Below are 15,879 nucleotides of genomic sequence, written 5' to 3' on the forward strand. Positions count from 1 at the left end.
CCGCCGCGCCGCGGCGCGGCCCGGTCGGTCCCGGGGGCGCGCGTCGTCGCGCATTCCGGGCTCCGTGCCCACGCGACGCAGGCGCGCGGCGGCCATCCCCGCTTTCGCCGGGCGGTTCATGTGGTGTAGCGTGGGGCCGACGGAAAGATGCGGAACCGCGCTCAAGGGGGCCGAAGCCGCATGCCGTTGCGCGACCTTGCCGGCCACGGGCGGGCGGGGGCGCGGCTCGAAAGGGACGGGCCCGGCGCCCGCGACGACCGCCCGGCCCCCCTGCGGGACCGCCGCAGCGGACGCGCCTGAGCCGGGAAGACGGGGAGCGCACTCGCCCATGACGGCGCCAGCCCACGACGGTTTGTTCCCCGCGGCCGCGACCGCGGCCTGGCCCGAGCGCGCCGCCGGCGAGGGCGCGGTTCGCCGCGCGCTGTTCTACAGCCACGACACCTTCGGCCTGGGGCACCTGCGGCGCGCGCGCACGCTGGCCTCGGCCCTGACCCGGCGGGACGAGCGGCTGAGCGCGCTGATCCTCACCGGCTCGCCGATCGCCGGGCGCTTCGACTTCCCCGACCGCGTCGACCACGTGCGCCTGCCGGGCGTGGTGAAGCTGGCGGACGGGGACTACGCCTCCCACAACCTCGGCATGACCATCGACGACACCGTCGCCCTGCGCGCCGCGATCATCGAGGCGACCGAATCCGCCTTCGCCCCCGGCCTGCTGATCGTGGACAAGGAGGCCTGGGGCTTCCGCAACGAGATGGCCGGCGCGCTCGCCGCCGCCCGCAAGCGCGGCGCGCGCATCGTGCTGGGCGTGCGCGACGTGCTCGACGAGCCCGGGCCGCTCGCGGAGGAATGGAAGCGCAAGGGCCATGCCGACGCGATCCGGCGCTTCTTCGACGAGATCTGGGTCTACGGCCTGCCCCAGGTCTGCCGCCCGCTGGAGGGGCTGGGGCTGGACCGCGAGATCCTCGACCGGGTGGTCTACACCGGCTACCTGCGCCGCGACGCGCCGGACTGGCCCTCGGACGTGGGCGCGGCGCCGCCGGAGAAGCCCTACGTGCTGGTCACCACCGGCGGCGGCGGCGACGGCGAGGGGCTGGTGGACTGGACGCTGTCGGCCTACGAGGCGGACCCGACGCTGGGCCCCCAGGCGGTGATCGTCTACGGCCCCTTCCTTCACGCCGAGAAGCGCGCCGAGTTCGACCGCCGGGCGCTGGCCCTGCGCGGCCGGGTCACGGTCCTGAGCTTCGACAGCCGCATCGAGCGCCTTCTGGCCGAGAGCGCCGGCATCATCGCCATGGGCGGCTACAACACGTTCTGCGAGATCCTGAGCCTCGACAAGCCGGCGGTGATCGCGCCGCGCACCCGCCCGCGGCTGGAGCAGTACATCCGCGCCGAGGCGGCCGAGCGGCTGGGCCTCGCGCGGATGCTGCTGCCCGAGCGCGACGGCCGCGGGCCCGCGGCGATGGCGGCGGCGATCCGGGGCCTCGCCGACCAGCCGCCGCCCTCGGCGGCGCCGATCCCGGGGCTGCTGGACGGGCTCGAGGCGGTCTCCGCCCGTGCGGCGCTGGCCTTCGGCGCCTCGCGCAGCCCGGCCCGCCGCGCGATCGGCTGAGCGCAGGCGCCGCGTCGCGCGCCCGTCCGGCGGCGCCGGTCCGCCCGCGGCGCGGGTCGGACGGGGCGCCCGGTCCGACCGTCTCCCGACCCCATGGCCGCATCCGTCGGCCGGCGACGCCCACCCGGGGCATCGCGCCCTGCGGCCGCCCGCTGCGCGGCGGCAGCCGCGGAAGCGCCGCGTCACGGTCGCGTCCGTCCGCCCGGTCGCGCCCGCGGCGCGCAGGCGAGGGTCGCGCCCGCGGCGCGCAGGCGAGGGCGGCGCCCGCGGCGCGCGGCGAGGGCGGCGCCCGGTTCGACCGCTTCCCGATCCCTCGGCTGGATCCGCCCGCGGGCGGCGCCCCCGTCGCCCGCCCGCTTTGCGGCGGGACGGGGGGAGGCGCCGCGTCCCGGGTCCGCCCGGCTGGAGCGTCCCGCCCGCGGCGCGGCGACGGGCGGAGCGCCCGGGGCCTGCGTCTCCGGGGGCGCGGCCGGCGCCGGGACGGCGGGGCCTGTCCTTCGCCGCGCGGGGCGGCTAGACCTGCGGCGATGACCCAGGATCGCGCCGCCGCCCCGCCCGACCCCGCCTGCGCCCCCGCCCTCGCGGTGGTCGTGAAGGGCTATCCGCGCCTGTCCGAGACCTTCGTCGCCCAGGAGTTGCTGGCGTTGGAGGCGCGCGGCTTCGGCTTCGAGATCTGGTCGCTCCGCCACCCCTACGACGACCGCACCCACCCGCTGCACGACCGCATCCGCGCCCGCCCGCGCTACCTGCCCGAATACCTCTACCAGGAGCCGCTGCGCCTGCTGCGCGCCTGGCGCGCCGCGCGGCGGCTGCCGGGCTACCGCGCCGCGCGGGCGGCCTGGCTGCGGGACTGGCGGCGGGACCGGACCTCGAACCGCGGCCGGCGCTGGGGGCAGGCGCTGGTGCTGGCGACCGAGCTTCCGGCGGCGACGCAGGGGATCTACGTGCATTTCCTGCACACCCCCGGCTCGGTCGCCCGCTACGCCGCGACGATGCGCGGGCTGCCCTGGGCGGTCTCGGCCCACGCCAAGGACATCTGGACCATCCCCGACTGGGAGAAGCGCGAGAAGCTGGCCGAGGCCGAGTTCGCGGTCACCTGCACCGCCTCGGGCGCCGCCGAGCTGCGCCGGCTGGCGCCCGCGGAGGAGACGGTGGAGCTGGTCTACCACGGCCTCGACCTCTCGCGCTTTCCCGATCCGCCGGAGCGGGCGCCGGGCGCGGGGCCTCTGAGGCTGCTGTCGGTGGGCCGGCTGGTCGCCAAGAAGGGCTACGACGACCTGCTCGACGCGCTCGCCCGCCTGCCCGCCGAGCTCGACTGGCGCTTCGACCACATCGGCGGGGGCGAGCTGAAGACCGCGCTCGCCGCCCGGGCCGAGGCGCTGGGGATCGCCCCCCGCATCCGCTGGCTGGGCAAGAAGGACCAGACCGAGGTGGTGGCGGCGATGCGCGCCGCCGACGTCTTCGTGCTGCCCTCCAAGATCGCCGACGACGGCGACCGCGACGGGCTGCCCAACGTGCTGATGGAGGCCGCCTCCCAGCGCCTGCCGATCCTGTCCACCGCCGTCTCGGCGATCCCCGAGTTCGTGCGCGACGGGCGCGAGGGCCGCCTGGTCCCCCCCGGCGACCCGCAGGCGCTGGCCGAGGCGCTGACGGCGCTCGCCGCCGACCCCCAGGGCCGCGCCGCGATGGCCGAGGCCGCGCTCGCCCGCCTGCGCCACGCCTTCGGGATGGAGGCGGGGATCGACGCGCTCGAGTCCCGCCTGCGGTCGATGGGCGTCGCGCCCGCGCCCGCCCGGAGCGCGGCGGCGGAATGACCGGGGAGGCGCTTCGCCCGCGCATCGCCTTCCATGCGCCGATGAAGCCGCCGGAGCATCCCAACCCCTCGGGCGACCGCCGCATCGCCCGCCTGACCCTGCAGGCGCTGGAGGGGGCGGGCTTCGCGCCCTTCGTCGCCTCCTCCCTGCGCACGCTGGAGATGGCGGGGGACGCCGCCGCGCAGGCCGCGCTGGCCGCGCAGGCGCAGGCCGAGGCCGCCCGCCTGGTCGAGGCCCTGCGCCCCGATCCCCCGGCGCTGTGGTTCACCTACCACTCCTACTGGAAGGCGCCCGACCTCGTCGGTCCCGCAGTCTGCGCGGCGCTGCGCCTGCCCTACGTGATCTCCGAGCCGATCCACGCGAGGAAGCGCCGCGAAGGCCCCTGGGCGGGCTTCGCCGTGGCGGCGGAGCGCTCGCTCGCCGCCGCGGACCTGCTGCTGTGGTCGACCGCGCGCGACCTCCCCTCCCTGCAGGCGCTGGAGGGGGCGCGGCTGGCGGAGCTGGCGCCCTTCCTCGACCTCGGCCCCCCGCCCGCGCCGCGCGGGCCAGCCGCGGGGCCCCTGCGGCTGCTGGCGGTGGCGATGATGCGGCCGGGCGACAAGCTCGCCTCCTACGCCGCGCTCGCCGCGGCGCTGGCGAGGCCGGAGGCGCCGGACCTGCGCCTCGAGGTGATCGGCGACGGGGCGGAGCGGGGGGCGGTCGAGACCCTCCTCGCCCCGCTCGGCGCCCGTGTCCGCTTCCGGGGCGTGGAGCCGGACCCGCTGCGCCTGCGCGCGGCGATGGAGGCCGCCGACCTGCTGGTCTGGCCCGGCGTGAACGAGGGCTTCGGGATGGTCTACCTCGAGGCCCAGGCCGCGGGCCTGCCGGCGCTGGCCGAGGATCGCCCCGGCCCGCGCCACGTGCTGCCCGCCCCGCCCCACGGCCTGCCCCTGCCGCCGCCCGGCGACGCGGCGGCCTACGCGGCGGTGCTCGCGACGCTCGACGCCGACCGGGGCCGCCTCGCGGCCCTGCGCGGGGCGGCGCGCGCCCATGCCGAGGCGCGGCACGGGCTGGAGGCGGCCTCCGCCCGGCTGCGCGAGCTGCTGACCCCGCTGCTGCGACGCTGACGCGCCCGGGCGAGCGGCCGGCCCCGGGCCTGACCGGGGGCCGCGCAGGGCGGGCGGGCGGCGCCTCGGGGCAGGCGTTCCGCGGAGGCCCCGGATCGGGTCCGGGGCCCGCCCGGGGCGACGGGGGCGCGAGGCGGGCGCGGGCCCGGTCGACGCGGGGCGGGGGGGCTTGTAAGCCTTGGGCGCCCGCCGGCGACGCCCGGCGGGGCGTCAGAGACGACCGGGAAGGACCCGCCTTGCAGATCGCCCTCCTCCGCCATTTCCCGACCGACTGGAACGCGCTCGGCCGCCTGCAGGGGCGCACCGACGTGCCGCTTTCGGCCGAGGGGCGGGCGGAGCTGGCGCTGCGCCGCCTGCCGGAAGCCTGGCGCGGCCGCCCCATCCTGTGCTCGCCCCTCTCCCGCGCGCGGGAGACCGCCGAGACGCTGGCCGCGCTCGACCCCGCCCCAATCCGCATCGACGACCGTCTGCTGGAGATGGACATGGGCGAGTGGGAGGGCCGGCAGGGCGCCGACCTCATCGCCGACCCCGACTGCGCCTACGGGCCCGTCGAGGGCTGGACCATGGCCTTCCGCGCCCCCGGCGGCGAGGGGCCGGCGGAGATGTTCGCCCGCCTCGCCCCCCTCTTCGCCGAGATCGCGGAGCCCACCCTGCTGGTCACCCACCGCGGCCTGATGCGCGCCGCCCTCGCGATGGCCGCCGGCTGGCGCTACGAGGGGCCGGAGACGTTCCGCATCAAGCGCTTCGCACTCCACCCGGTGACGCTGGAAGCCGGCCGCCCCGTCGCCGTCGGCGCCCCCGAAAAGCTGGTCCTGCGATGAGCGGGCCACGCATCGCCCTGCTGGTCACGCACCTGATGGGCTCGGGCCACCTGGTGCGCACGCTGACGCTGGCCCGCGCGCTGGCCGCGCAGGGGGCGGACCCGCTGGTGATCTCGGGCGGCCGGCCGCTGGCGCATGTGGAGACGGGCGGCGTGCGTTTCGCCCAGCTGCCGCCGCTCGGCTCCGACGGGCTCGACTACCGCACCCTGCTGGACGGCGACGGCGCCCCGGCCTCGGACTCGTATCGCGACGCGCGCCGGGCGCGGCTGGTCGCGATCCTGCGCGAGGAGGCGCCGGCGGCGCTGGTCACCGAGCTCTATCCCCTCGGCCGCCGCAACCTGGAGGCGGAGTTCCGCGCCGCCATCGCCGCGCTGCCGCCGGGCGCCCGCCTGATAGGCTCGGTCCGCGACGTGATGGAGCCGCCCGGCAAGCGCAAGCGGGTCGAGCAGGGGCTGGCGCGCCTGGCCCCCTACGACGCCCTGCTGGTGCATGGCGACCCCGACGTGATCCCCCTGCAGGCGAGCTGGCCCGGCGACGGCAGCGACCCGACCGAGCTCTCGAGCCGCCTGCGCTATGCGGGCTATGCGGTGACGCCGGCGCCTGCGCCCTCGGCCGGCCCCGGCGAGGGCGAGGTGCTGGTGGCGACCGGCGGCGGCGCGATAGGGCGGCGGCTGCTGGAGGTGGCGGCCAGGGCCTCGGGGTTCTCCGATCTGCGCTGGCGGCTGCGGGTAGGCGGCGCCGATGCGGCCGGGGCGATCCCGGCCCTGCAGGCGCTGGGCCCCGCCGCGGTCGAGGCCGCGGCGCCGGATTTCCGCGCCCGCCTCTCTCGCGCCGCGGCGGCGGTGACGCTGTGCGGCTACAACACCGCGGTCGAGACGGCCCTGTCGGGCACGCCGACCCTGCTGGTTCCGATGGAGGAGGGCGGGGAGCGCGAGCAGTTGATCCGGGCCGAGGCCTTCGCAAGGTTCCCCGAGATCGACACCGCCCGCATCGGCGACCTGACGCCCGAGGTTCTCGCGGCCCGCGTGGCGGCGCTGGCCGCCCGGCCGCGCCGCACGGCGGCGATCCGCGCCGACGGCGGGGCCGAGGCGGCGCGGATCGTGCTGGAGCTGGCGGGGGCCTGAGCCCCGCGCCTCAGGAGTAGGGGTCGAGCGCGTCGCGCAGCCCGTCGCCGAGGAAGTTGAAGGCCAGCACCACCATGATCACCGGGATCATCGGGGCCAGCAGCCACGGGTAGATCTCGACCGCCGTCAGGTCGAGCGCGTCGTTGAGCATCAGCCCCCAGCTCACCGCCGGCGGGCGCAGGCCGAGGCCCAGCAGGGACAGCGCCGTTTCGCCCAGGATCATGGTGGGGATCGAGAGCGTGGCGGAGGCCACCAGGTGGCTCATGAAGTTCGGCATCATGTGGGAGCCGACGATGCGGGTGGTCGAGGCGCCCATCAGCTCCGCGGCGCGCACGTAGTCCTCTTCGCGCAGGCTCAGGAACTTGGAGCGGACGGCGCGGGCGAGGCCGGGCCAGTCCAGCAGCCCGAGGATCACCGAGATCATGAAGAACACCGCCACCGGACCCCAGTTGGCGGGGATCGCGGCCGACAGCGCCAGCCAGATCGGAAGCTCCGGCATCGAGCGGATGATCTCGATCGAGCGCTGCACCACCGCGTCGAACCAGCCGCCGAAATAGCCCGCGAAGCCGCCCAGAACCATGCCGATGCCGAAGCTGATGGCGACCCCGATCAGGCCCACGGTCAGGGACAATTGCGCGCCGTGCATGATGCGGCTGTGGATGTCGCGGCCCAGCCGGTCGGAGCCGAGCAGGAACAGGTCCGCGCCCTCCGGCGGGCAGATCAGGCGGAACGTGCTCTCGGCCAGGCCCAGGAAGGTCCAGGGATCGCCGCAGGAGGTGAACCAGCGCACCGGGCGCGGGTCGTCGTAGTCGCTCACGAAGTCGGGCTGGAAGGTCTCCATGTTGATGGTCGAGACCATCGGGTAGGTGACCGCCAGGTGGCCGTCGGCGAACCAGTGGATCTCCTGCGGGGGGGCGTAGATCGCGTCGGCGTTGCGCGTGGCGGGCGCGTAGGGCGCGAGGAACCCCACGAAGGGCAGCGCCAGGTAGATCGCCAGCAGGTAGACGCCCGAGATCACCGCCAGCCGGTGGCGGAAGAAGCGCCGGAAGATCAGCGTGGTGGTGGAGGCGTCGAGGTCCTTGCGCTCGAGCGCCTGCAGGTCGGCCTCGGCGTCCCAGGGCTCGTCCGAGACCCAGTGGCTGTCGAGGTCCCCGCCCGAGCGGCCCAGCGCATGGGGGTCGCCGGCGTCGTGGTCGTATCCCTGGCGGCTCACCGGCGCCTCCCCGAAAAGCGGATGCGGGGGTCGAGCACGGCCAGCAGCAGGTCGGAGACCAGCATGCCCAGCAGCGTCAGCACCGAGACGAACAGCAGGATGAAGCCCGACAGGAAATAGTCCTGGCTGCGCAGCGCCGAGAGCAGGATCGGCCCGATGGTCTGCAGGCCCATCACGAGGCTGACGAGGACCGAGCCGGAGACGAGGCTGGGCAGCAGGTTGCCGATGTCGGCCACGAACGGGTTCAGCGCCATGCGCAGCGGATAGCGGGTGACGGTGGCGACCTTGCCCACGCCCTTGGCCCGCGCCGTGGTCACGTAGGGCTTGCCGAGCTCGTCGAGCAGGTTGGCGCGCAGGCGGCGCACCATGGCGGCCATGCCCGAGGTGCCGATGACGATGATCGGCACGATCATGTGCAGCATGATGTCGCCGAGCTTGGCGAGGCTCATCGGCTGGTCGACGTATTCCTTGCCCATCAGGCCGCCGACGGGGATCCCGAACCACTGGGCGCCCTTGTGGTAGAGGATCAGCGCCAGCAGGAAGTTGGGCGTGGCGAGCCCGATGTAGCCCACGAAGGTGGCCGCGTAATCGACCCAGGTGTTGGCGCGCACCGCCGCGATCGCGCCCAGCGGCAGGGCGACCATGTAGACGAAGAGGATGGTGAAGAAGTTCAGCGCGATGGTCATCCACAGCGCCTCGCCGACGATGTCGGAGACGGGCTTGTCGAGCTCGAAGCTCCAGCCGAGGTTGCCCTGGATCAGGCCCGCGAAGCCGTTGGGGCCGGGCCAGAAGCCCATCCAGATCAGGTACTGCTCCCACATCGGGCGGTCGAGCGCGTATTCGCGCATCAGGAACTCGGCCTTGGCCACCGCCGCGCCCTCGCCCGAGGCGCGCAGCTGCTGGATCTGGTTGGTCAGCACGTCGCCGGGCGGCAGGTTGACGATCCAGAAGATCAGGATCGAGACCAGCAGCAGCGTCCAGAGCATCGTCCAGCAGCGTTTCAGAACGTAGCGGCCCATCAGCGGGCCTCCGTGCCGGGGACGCCGTGCGGGTCGCTCGCGCTTCGCGCGTCGCCCCGCCCGCCGTCCCCGTGGCGCCCGGACGCCGCCTGGGGCGCGAAGGCCGCGGGCGGCGCGGCGGCGGGCAGCGACCCGGGCGCGGCGGCGGCGCGCGACGACAGGGGCGCGGCGGCGGCGCGCGGATCCCGGCGCGAGGGGGCCGGGCAGGGGAGGCCGGAGGCGCGGGACATCATTCGACGAAGAAGAACTCGTCGACGCGATGCACGCCCAGGTGGGCGCCCGGGTCCCAGGCGTAGATCGCCTTCTGGGGCACGTTGCGCAGCCGGTTCGAGACGATGATCGGCTGCGGCGCCGCCGAGACCAGGCCGATGGCGAAGATCTGGTCGGCGTGGATGTCGAGCATCGCGTTCCAGGCCGCGGCCTGGTTGTCCTCGTCCGGCGAGGCCTGCCATTCCTTGTAGAGCTCGAGCAGGCGCTGGGCGGGCTCGATCTGCGGCGGCTCGCCGGCCGTGCCCTTGGTCTGCCAGTGCTGGCCCCACATCGGCCAGGAGAAGTTGGCCTGGTCCACCGGCGCCAGCTCGTCGGGCGGGGAGGAGGCGGTGGGGATGCCGTTGTTCCAGCCGTACCACACCGGCATCATCGAGGCGCCCTGGTAGGCGGAGTTGCGCAGGATGTCGCGGTCCAGCGGGCGGAAGATCAGCTTGGCGCCGATCAGCCGCCAGCTCTCGGCCACGAGTTCCAGCGCGTCGGATTCCTCGGTGCGCTCGCCCGCCGTCTCGACCACCAGCTCCAGCCTCCGGCCGTCGGGCAGCAGGCGCGTGCCGTCGCCGTCCTTGCGGTCGAGCCCCAGCGCGTCGAGCATCGCGTTGGCGCGCTCGACGTCGTGCTCGGCCCAGGCCTTGGCGCGCGCCTCGGTGAAGAACGGGCTCTGCTCGAGCGGCGCCACCGCGCGCTCCTTGGCCAGGCCGTAGTAGAGGCTCTTGTTGATCGCGCGCCGGTCGATGGCCAACGACAGCGCCCGGCGGAAGTCGGCGGTGCGGAACAGCTCCTGAAAGACCGGGTCCTCGTAGTTGAGGTTGGGGTAGAGGGCCATCTCGGAGGCGGCGCCGTTGGTCCACAGGTAGGTGGTGTAGTTCCCGGTTTTCTCGCCCTTCTTCAGCACCGGCGCGTCGGAGAAGGTGAGCGTGCGGATCTGCAGGTCGCTCTCGCCCAGCGTCACCTTGGAGGCGACGAGGCCCGCGGCGGCGATCTCCGCCTCCACCTCGTCGATGTAGGGAAGCTGCACGCCCCGGCTGTCGACCCGGTGGTAGTAGGGATTGCGCGCGAGCACGTAGCGCTGGCCGTTGGGCTCGGTCGTGTTCACCCAGGGCTGCAGGGTCGGCAGCTCCGGGTTGTCGAAGTCGTACATGTTGTCCAGCTTGTTGTGCAGCTGGGCCCAGTTGCGCGAGCGGGTGCGGCGGAGCTCGGCCGCCAGTTCGTCCTTGTCCACATAGGCCTCGTGAAACTTCTTCATGAAGTGCGAGGGCCGGTAGATGAAGGGCGGGCGGGCCTGCGCCAGCGCCGGCAGGAAGCGGGGGTTGGGCGAGGACCACTCGAAGCGGATCTCGGTCTCGGAGACGACCGTGACGGTCGGCGCCTCGCCGTCGACCAGCAGCAGGGCGGGCGGGCCGGCGGGGACGAGCTGCTCGTTGTTGGCGACGTCCTCCCACCAGTAGCGGAAATCCTCGGTGGTGAAGGGCGCGCCGTCGGACCACTTGTGACCCTTGCGCAGGTGGAGGGTGAAGATCCGCCCCTCCTCGACCACCACGTCGCGCAGGATGTCGGGCTGGAGCTCGTAGGTCTGGTCGAAGCCCACCAGCCGGGCGTAGCCGTAGACCACCATGTAGCGCACGTCGCGGGCGCGGGTGAAGATCGTGCGCAGGCGGCCGCCCGCCTGGCCGAAGGCGCGGCCCTTGGCCTCGAGGTCGACGACCAGCGGCTCCTGCGGCAGGCGCTCGGCGACGGGGGGCAGCTCGCCGGCCTCGACCTGGGCCTTCAGGGAGGCGGACTCGCGCGGCGCCTGGGCCAGCGCCCGCCCGGCCGTGACCGCGAAGATCGAGGCGGCGGCGCCGAACAGGCCCTCGCGGCGGGTGATCCGGAAGGGAGGCGTGCGGGGGAAGCGGGTCATGCGGCGCACCTTACGAAATGTCCGGGCTCGACTTCCAGCAGTCCGGGCGCCTGGTCGTCCGATCCGTAGCCGAACGGCTCGGGCCAGGTGTCGGGGGCGCCGGCGCCGCGCGCGACGGCGGCGAGGTCGAGGCGACGGGAGAGGTCGGGTTCGGGCGACGCCGCGATCAGCGCCTTGGTGTAGGGATGCCGCGGGTCCTGGAAGAGGAGGGTCGCGGGCCCCTGCTCGACGATCCGGCCGCGGCGCATCACCGCCACCCGGTCCGCGAGATCGGCCACCACCGTCAGGTCGTGGCTGATGAAGAGATAGCTCAGCCCCAGCTCGTCGCGCAGGTCCTTGAGCAGGGCCAGAACCTGCGCCTGCACCGAGACGTCGAGCGCCGAGGTCGGCTCGTCGCAGACCAGCAGCTCGGGCTGCAGGGCCAGGGCGCGGGCGATGGAAATGCGCTGCCGCTGGCCGCCGGAGAAGGCGTGGGGGAAGCGGGAGAGATGCTCGGGGCTAAGGCCCACCTGGCGCATCAGCTCGGCCGCGCGCTCGCGCCGCTCGCGGTCGGCGCCGCGGTGGTGGACGCGCAGGGGCTCGGTCAGGATGTCCATGACGGCCATGCGCGGGGAGAGCGAGGCGTAGGGGTCCTGGAAGACGATCTGCACCTTGGAGCGGAAGGTCTTCAGCGCCTCGCCCGAGAGCTGGGTCACGTCCACGGTCTTGCCGTCGGCGCCCTTGAAGCCGACCTCGGCGCCGGGATCGGGCTCCTCCGCGCGCAGCATCAGCTTGGCGATGGTGGACTTGCCGGAGCCGGATTCTCCGACGATGGCCAGCGTTTCGCCGCGGCCGACCGCCAGTTCGACGTCCTGGACGGCCTTCACGTCCGGGGGCGGCGCCCCGAAACCCTTGCGGCGGCCGGGATAGGTCTTGGAGAGGTTGCGGGCCCAGAAGATCGGGTCCCGGACGCCGCCGCGGCGCACCGGCTTGCCCTCGGGCAGCTCGGGGGCGGCGGCGATCAGGGCCCTGGTGTAGCCGTGGCCGGGACGCTCGAGGATGTCCTTGACGGGGCCCGCCTCGACCACGCGGCCCTTGCGCATCACCGTCACCCGGTCGGCCATGTTGGCGACGACGCCGAGGTCGTGGGTGACGAGGATCACCGACAGGCCCATCTCCTGCTGGAGCTGCTTGATCAGGTCGAGGACCTGGGCCTGGGTGGTGACGTCGAGCGCGGTCGTCGGCTCGTCGGCGATCATCAGGTCGGGCTTGCAGACCATGGCCATGGCGATCATGGCGCGCTGGCGCAGGCCGCCCGAGAGCTCGAACGGATAGGCCGACCAGGCGCGGTTCGGGTCGGGGAAGCCGACCTGGTCGAAGATCTCGAGGCAGCGGTCCTTGGCGGCCTGGCCGCGCAGCGGGGTGTGCAGGCGCACCACCTCGACGGTCTGGGCGCCGACGGTGTGCAGCGGCGACAGGGAGCTCATCGGCTCCTGGAAGATCATCGAGATGCGGCCGCCGCGGATGGCGCGCAGCTCGGAGCCGGGCAGGGACAGCAGGTCCACCGGCTCGCGGTCGGGCAGGTGGAAGCGGGCGGTTCCGCCGGTGACCCAGGCGCCCTTGGGCAGGATGCGCAGCAGCGCCTTGCCCGACACGGTCTTGCCCGAGCCGCTCTCGCCCACGATGGCCAGCGTCTCGCCGCGGCGGACCGAGAAGGCGACGTCGGAGACGACCTGCATGCCCAGCCGGCCGCGCCCGAAGGCGACGGAGAGGCCGGAGACCTCGAGCAGGGGCGGACGGGCTGCAGGGGACGCGGGTCCGGCGGCGCGCGCGGAGGCGTCGGCGGCCCCGGCGGGCCGGCCGTCTGGCGTCTCGGGCGGTTCGGTCCCCACGTTTCCTCCCTCTCTGCCCAGTCCGTTGCGCCCGCGGAGCATGGCCGCCCCGGCGCGGCGGGGCAACAGGTTTGATGAACGTCGCGTCGCTTGCGGGGCGCGAATTCCGGTGCGTCCTCCAGACGATGGGGCGCAAGCGCCGCGCGTCCACGCCCCGGCGGACCGGCGGGCGGATTTCGGGGGGGCGGACGGGCGCTCCCGCTTCGCGGGTCGCCCCGCCCGCCGTCCCCCGAGGCGCGTCCCGGCGAGGCCGCGCCCCGGGCCGAGCCTGCCGCAGGGGCGCCTTGCGGGCCGGGCTGCGCGCCGGCCGGGCCGGGGCCCGCGTCCGGCGTCAGGCTTCAGGCGTCAGGCCAGGGCCAGCACCTCGTCGAGGGCGCTCGCGAGCAGGGCGAGCTCGGCGGGGGCCGAGAAGCGGTGGTCGGCGCCCTTGACCAGCGTCAGGCGGATGTCGGGCCCCTCGGCGTGGTCGAGCAGCCTCAGCGCCCAGTCCAGCGGCACGTCCGCGTCCGCCGTACCCTGCAGGAGCCGCACCGGGAAGGGCAGCGAGAGCGGCGTGCGCAGCACGCGCTGCGAGCGGCCGTCCTCGATCAGCTTCTGGGTGATCACGTAGGGCTCGTCCGAGTAGTCGGAGGGCAGCTCCACCCGGCCGGTGCGGGCCATCTCGGCCTTCTGCTCGTCGCTGAAGGCGGCCCACATGCCTTCTTCGGTGAAGTCGGGGGCGGCGGCGACGGTCACCAGGCCCGCCAGCCGCTCGGGCCGCGCGCGGGCGGCGAGCAGGGCGATCCAGCCGCCCATCGAGGAGCCGATCAGGATCTGCGGCCCCCCGGTCAGGGCGTCGAGCGCGTCGAGCGCGTCGCGCGCCCAGTCGCCGATGCAGCCGTCCTCGAAGGCGCCGGAGCTCTGGCCATGGCCGGTGTAGTCGAAGCGCAGGAAGGCGAGCCCCCGGGCCCGGCAGGCGTCCTCGAGGAAGGTCGCCTTGGTCCCGGTCATGTCGGATTTGAAGCCGCCCAGGAACACGACGCCGGGGCGCCCGGCGCCGGCCGACTCGTCGCTCGCGCGGGTCCTGTGGTATGCGATCCTGCGGCCGTCCTCGAGCGCGAGGAAATCCGGGAGGGGAGACGGGTTGGTCATGGATGGAACGGGCTCCGCTTCCGAGACGCGCACGGGCGCTCTGTCGGGCGCGCAGACTACCGCCCCCGGGGGCGATGTCGACCCCGCGGCGGGCGCGCGGCGGGGACCGGTCGTCCTGCAGCTCACGCCGGCGCTGGACGGCGGCGGGGTGGAGCGCGGCACGGTGGAGATCGCCCAGGCGATCGTGAAGGCGGGCGGCGTGGCGCTGGTCGCCTCGAAGGGCGGGCGGATGGAGAACGCGCTCGCCCGCGCCGGCGGCCGGCTGATCCGCATGGACATCGGGCGCAAGAGTCCCTGGGCGATCCGGGCCAACGCCAGGGCGCTGGCCGAGCTGATCCGCGCCGAGGGGGTGGAGGTGGTGCACGCCCGCTCCCGCGCGCCGGCCTGGGCGGGATGGTATGCGGCGAAGGCGACGGGCGTGCCCTTCGTCACCACCTGGCACGGGGTCTACAAGGAGAACTTCCCGGGCAAGTGGCTCTACAATCGGATCATGGGGAGAGGCCGCCCCGTGATCGCGGTGTCGGAGTTCATCGCGGCGATGATTCGCGCGCGCCTGCCGGAGGCGGAGGTGGTGACCATCCCGCGGGGCGCCGACATCGCGGCCTTCGACCCGGCCGAGATCTCGGGCGCGCGCACGGCCGAGCTCGCCGAGCGCTGGGGCCTGGTCGAGGATCCGCGGCCCGTCGTGATGCTGCCCGGCCGCCTCACCCGCTGGAAGGGGCAGGCGCATTTCATCGACGCCGCCGCCCGCCTGCGCGAGATCCGGGGGGGCGAGGACTTTCTGTTCCTGATGGTGGGGGGCGAGCCGGACTCGGCCTACGGGCGCGAGCTCGCCGCCCGGATCCGGGAGCGGGGGGTGGAGGGCTGCTGCGCGCTGGCGGGGCATTGCGACGACATGGCGGCGGGGCTGAAGCTCGCCTCGGCGGTGGTCTCCGCCTCGCTGGAGCCGGAGGCCTTCGGGCGGGTGGCGGTGGAGGCGCAGGCCATGGGCCGCCCGGTGATCGCCACCGACCACGGCGGCGCCCGGGAGACGGTCGAGGACGGGCGCACCGGCTGGCGCTATCCCCCCGGCGACGCCGCCGCGCTGGCCGAGGCGGTGCAGCGGGCGCTGGAGCTCGACGAGAGCGCGCGCGAGCACATGGGGCTCGCCGGGCGGGCGCGGGTGATGCAGCGCTTCTCGACCGAGGGGATGCAGCGCGCGACGCTCGCGGTCTACGACCGGGTGACGGGGCGGGGCTGAGCGTGCGCCGAAGGACCAAGGCCGCGCGGGGGGCCGGCGCTCCGCCGCGCCCGGCGCAGCGCCCGCCCGCCCACCCCGCTGCGCCGGGCGCGGCGGAGCGCGGGCCGCGGGCAGGGAGGCCACGCCGATGACCAATGCATTCGAGAGCCCCTTCAAGGGCCGCTCCCTGTCGGAGATGGTGCGCAATCCCAACATCTCGGTGGGGCGCTGCAGCTACTATTCGGGCTGGTATCACGGGCACGGGTTCGACGACTGCGCGCGCTACATCTCGCCCGTGCCTGGCGAGGGGGACCGGCTGGTGATCGGCGCGTTCTGCTCGATCGGGACCGGGGCGGCGTTCGTGATGGGCGGCAACCAGGGCCACCGGATGGACTGGGTCTCGACCTTCCCGTTCCACTGGGACGACGACCCGGTGCTGGGGCACGCGCCCAACGGCTATGCGCCCGCCGGGGACACGGTGATCGGGGACGACGTCTGGATCGGGGCCGAGGCGATGATCCTGCCCGGCGTCACGGTCGGCTCCGGCGCGGTGATCGGCGCGCGGGCGCTGGTGACCCGCGACGTGGCCCCCTACGCGGTGGTCGCCGGCAATCCCGCCAGGGAGATCCGCCGACGCTTCGGCGAGGCCGAGATCGCGATGCTGCTGGAGATGCGCTGGTGGGACTGGCCCATCGACGACATCCGCGGCGCGCTGGACCTGCTGTGTTCGGGCGACGTCGCCGGGCTGCACGCGCGCTGGACGGCGCGCGGCGGCTGAGCGGCCG

At 74.8% G+C, this 15,879-nt stretch carries 12 protein-coding genes; 7 read left to right on the top strand and 5 right to left on the bottom strand.

The window, feature by feature from the left end; translation table 11 throughout:
* The first annotated feature begins 328 nt into the window (after nucleotides 1–328).
* The 5 genes from BM064_RS08175 to BM064_RS08195 all read left to right on the top strand — a co-directional run bounded on the left by BM064_RS08175 (nucleotide 329) and on the right by BM064_RS08195 (nucleotide 6,474).
* Nucleotides 329–1,609 (top strand): glycosyltransferase family protein, encoded by a 1,281-nt coding sequence (locus tag BM064_RS08175; RefSeq protein ID WP_245779092.1) that lies wholly within the window; start codon nucleotides 329–331, stop codon nucleotides 1,607–1,609.
* Nucleotides 1,610–2,136: 527 nt separating this feature from the next.
* The gene (locus BM064_RS08180) at nucleotides 2,137–3,423 is read left to right on the top strand and encodes a glycosyltransferase (protein ID WP_092859243.1); all 1,287 of its coding nucleotides are present in this window, start codon (nucleotides 2,137–2,139) and stop codon (nucleotides 3,421–3,423) included.
* Complete coding sequence (locus BM064_RS08185; protein WP_092859244.1) at nucleotides 3,420–4,529, top strand: glycosyltransferase; 1,110 nt, start codon at nucleotides 3,420–3,422, stop codon at nucleotides 4,527–4,529. The genes BM064_RS08180 and BM064_RS08185 overlap by 4 nt, the downstream gene beginning before the upstream one ends.
* 236 nt (nucleotides 4,530–4,765) lie before the next feature.
* Nucleotides 4,766–5,350 (top strand): histidine phosphatase family protein, encoded by a 585-nt coding sequence (locus tag BM064_RS08190; RefSeq protein WP_092859245.1) that lies wholly within the window; start codon nucleotides 4,766–4,768, stop codon nucleotides 5,348–5,350.
* Complete coding sequence (locus BM064_RS08195) at nucleotides 5,347–6,474, top strand: glycosyltransferase family protein (protein ID WP_092859246.1); 1,128 nt, start codon at nucleotides 5,347–5,349, stop codon at nucleotides 6,472–6,474. Before BM064_RS08190 ends, BM064_RS08195 begins: the two co-directional genes overlap by 4 nt.
* Nucleotides 6,475–6,484: 10 nt before the next feature.
* Here the strand turns inward: BM064_RS08195 and BM064_RS08200 are convergent, their stop codons facing one another.
* The 5 genes from BM064_RS08200 to BM064_RS08225 all read right to left on the bottom strand — a co-directional run bounded on the left by BM064_RS08200 (nucleotide 6,485) and on the right by BM064_RS08225 (nucleotide 13,875).
* Nucleotides 6,485–7,642 (bottom strand): ABC transporter permease, encoded by a 1,158-nt coding sequence (locus BM064_RS08200; RefSeq protein WP_092859318.1) that lies wholly within the window; start codon nucleotides 7,640–7,642, stop codon nucleotides 6,485–6,487.
* A gap of 41 nt (nucleotides 7,643–7,683) precedes the next feature.
* Nucleotides 7,684–8,706, bottom strand: coding sequence for an ABC transporter permease (locus BM064_RS08205; protein WP_092859247.1), 1,023 nt, complete (start codon nucleotides 8,704–8,706; stop codon nucleotides 7,684–7,686).
* Nucleotides 8,707–8,935: 229 nt separating this feature from the next.
* A complete protein-coding gene (locus tag BM064_RS08215) occupies nucleotides 8,936–10,873 on the bottom strand; it encodes an ABC transporter substrate-binding protein (RefSeq protein ID WP_092859319.1) in 1,938 nt (645 codons plus the stop codon).
* Complete coding sequence (locus BM064_RS08220; protein ID WP_177236186.1) at nucleotides 10,870–12,591, bottom strand: ABC transporter ATP-binding protein; 1,722 nt, start codon at nucleotides 12,589–12,591, stop codon at nucleotides 10,870–10,872. The genes BM064_RS08215 and BM064_RS08220 overlap by 4 nt, the downstream gene beginning before the upstream one ends.
* Nucleotides 12,592–13,089: 498 nt before the next feature.
* Nucleotides 13,090–13,875, bottom strand: a complete 786-nt coding sequence (locus BM064_RS08225; RefSeq protein WP_092859250.1) for an alpha/beta hydrolase — start codon at nucleotides 13,873–13,875, stop codon at nucleotides 13,090–13,092.
* On the opposite strand from BM064_RS08225, the gene BM064_RS08230 reads away from it, so the two are divergent.
* Both BM064_RS08230 and BM064_RS08235 read left to right on the top strand, forming a co-directional pair.
* Nucleotides 13,874–15,115 carry a glycosyltransferase family 4 protein gene (locus BM064_RS08230; RefSeq protein WP_092859251.1) on the top strand — a complete coding sequence of 414 codons (1,242 nt, stop codon included), beginning with the start codon at nucleotides 13,874–13,876 and terminating at the stop codon, nucleotides 15,113–15,115. The two genes, BM064_RS08225 and BM064_RS08230, sit on opposite strands and share 2 nt — an antisense overlap.
* A gap of 127 nt (nucleotides 15,116–15,242) precedes the next feature.
* Nucleotides 15,243–15,872: a CatB-related O-acetyltransferase gene (locus BM064_RS08235; RefSeq protein ID WP_092859252.1), complete on the top strand. Its 630-nt coding sequence runs from the start codon at nucleotides 15,243–15,245 to the stop codon at nucleotides 15,870–15,872.
* The last annotated feature ends 7 nt before the right edge of the window (nucleotides 15,873–15,879 follow it).

Origin of the sequence: Albimonas pacifica (genome assembly GCF_900113695.1) — a bacterium.
Taxonomy (GTDB): domain Bacteria; phylum Pseudomonadota; class Alphaproteobacteria; order Rhodobacterales; family Rhodobacteraceae; genus Albimonas; species Albimonas pacifica.

Excerpts from the sequence above, each read along its gene's own strand:
- BM064_RS08220 (WP_177236186.1), bottom strand. The coding sequence starts at position 12,591 with ATGCAGGTCGTCTCCGACGTCGCCTTCTCGGTCCGCCGCGGCGAGACG.
- BM064_RS08175 (WP_245779092.1), top strand. The coding sequence starts at position 329 with ATGACGGCGCCAGCCCACGACGGTTTGTTCCCCGCGGCCGCGACCGCG.
- BM064_RS08215 (WP_092859319.1), bottom strand. The coding sequence starts at position 10,873 with ATGACCCGCTTCCCCCGCACGCCTCCCTTCCGGATCACCCGCCGCGAG.
- BM064_RS08235 (WP_092859252.1), top strand. The coding sequence starts at position 15,243 with ATGACCAATGCATTCGAGAGCCCCTTCAAGGGCCGCTCCCTGTCGGAG.
- BM064_RS08195 (WP_092859246.1), top strand. The coding sequence starts at position 5,347 with ATGAGCGGGCCACGCATCGCCCTGCTGGTCACGCACCTGATGGGCTCG.
- BM064_RS08180 (WP_092859243.1), top strand. The coding sequence starts at position 2,137 with ATGACCCAGGATCGCGCCGCCGCCCCGCCCGACCCCGCCTGCGCCCCC.
- BM064_RS08185 (WP_092859244.1), top strand. The coding sequence starts at position 3,420 with ATGACCGGGGAGGCGCTTCGCCCGCGCATCGCCTTCCATGCGCCGATG.
- BM064_RS08230 (WP_092859251.1), top strand. The coding sequence starts at position 13,874 with ATGGATGGAACGGGCTCCGCTTCCGAGACGCGCACGGGCGCTCTGTCG.
- BM064_RS08225 (WP_092859250.1), bottom strand. The coding sequence starts at position 13,875 with ATGACCAACCCGTCTCCCCTCCCGGATTTCCTCGCGCTCGAGGACGGC.
- BM064_RS08205 (WP_092859247.1), bottom strand. The coding sequence starts at position 8,706 with ATGGGCCGCTACGTTCTGAAACGCTGCTGGACGATGCTCTGGACGCTG.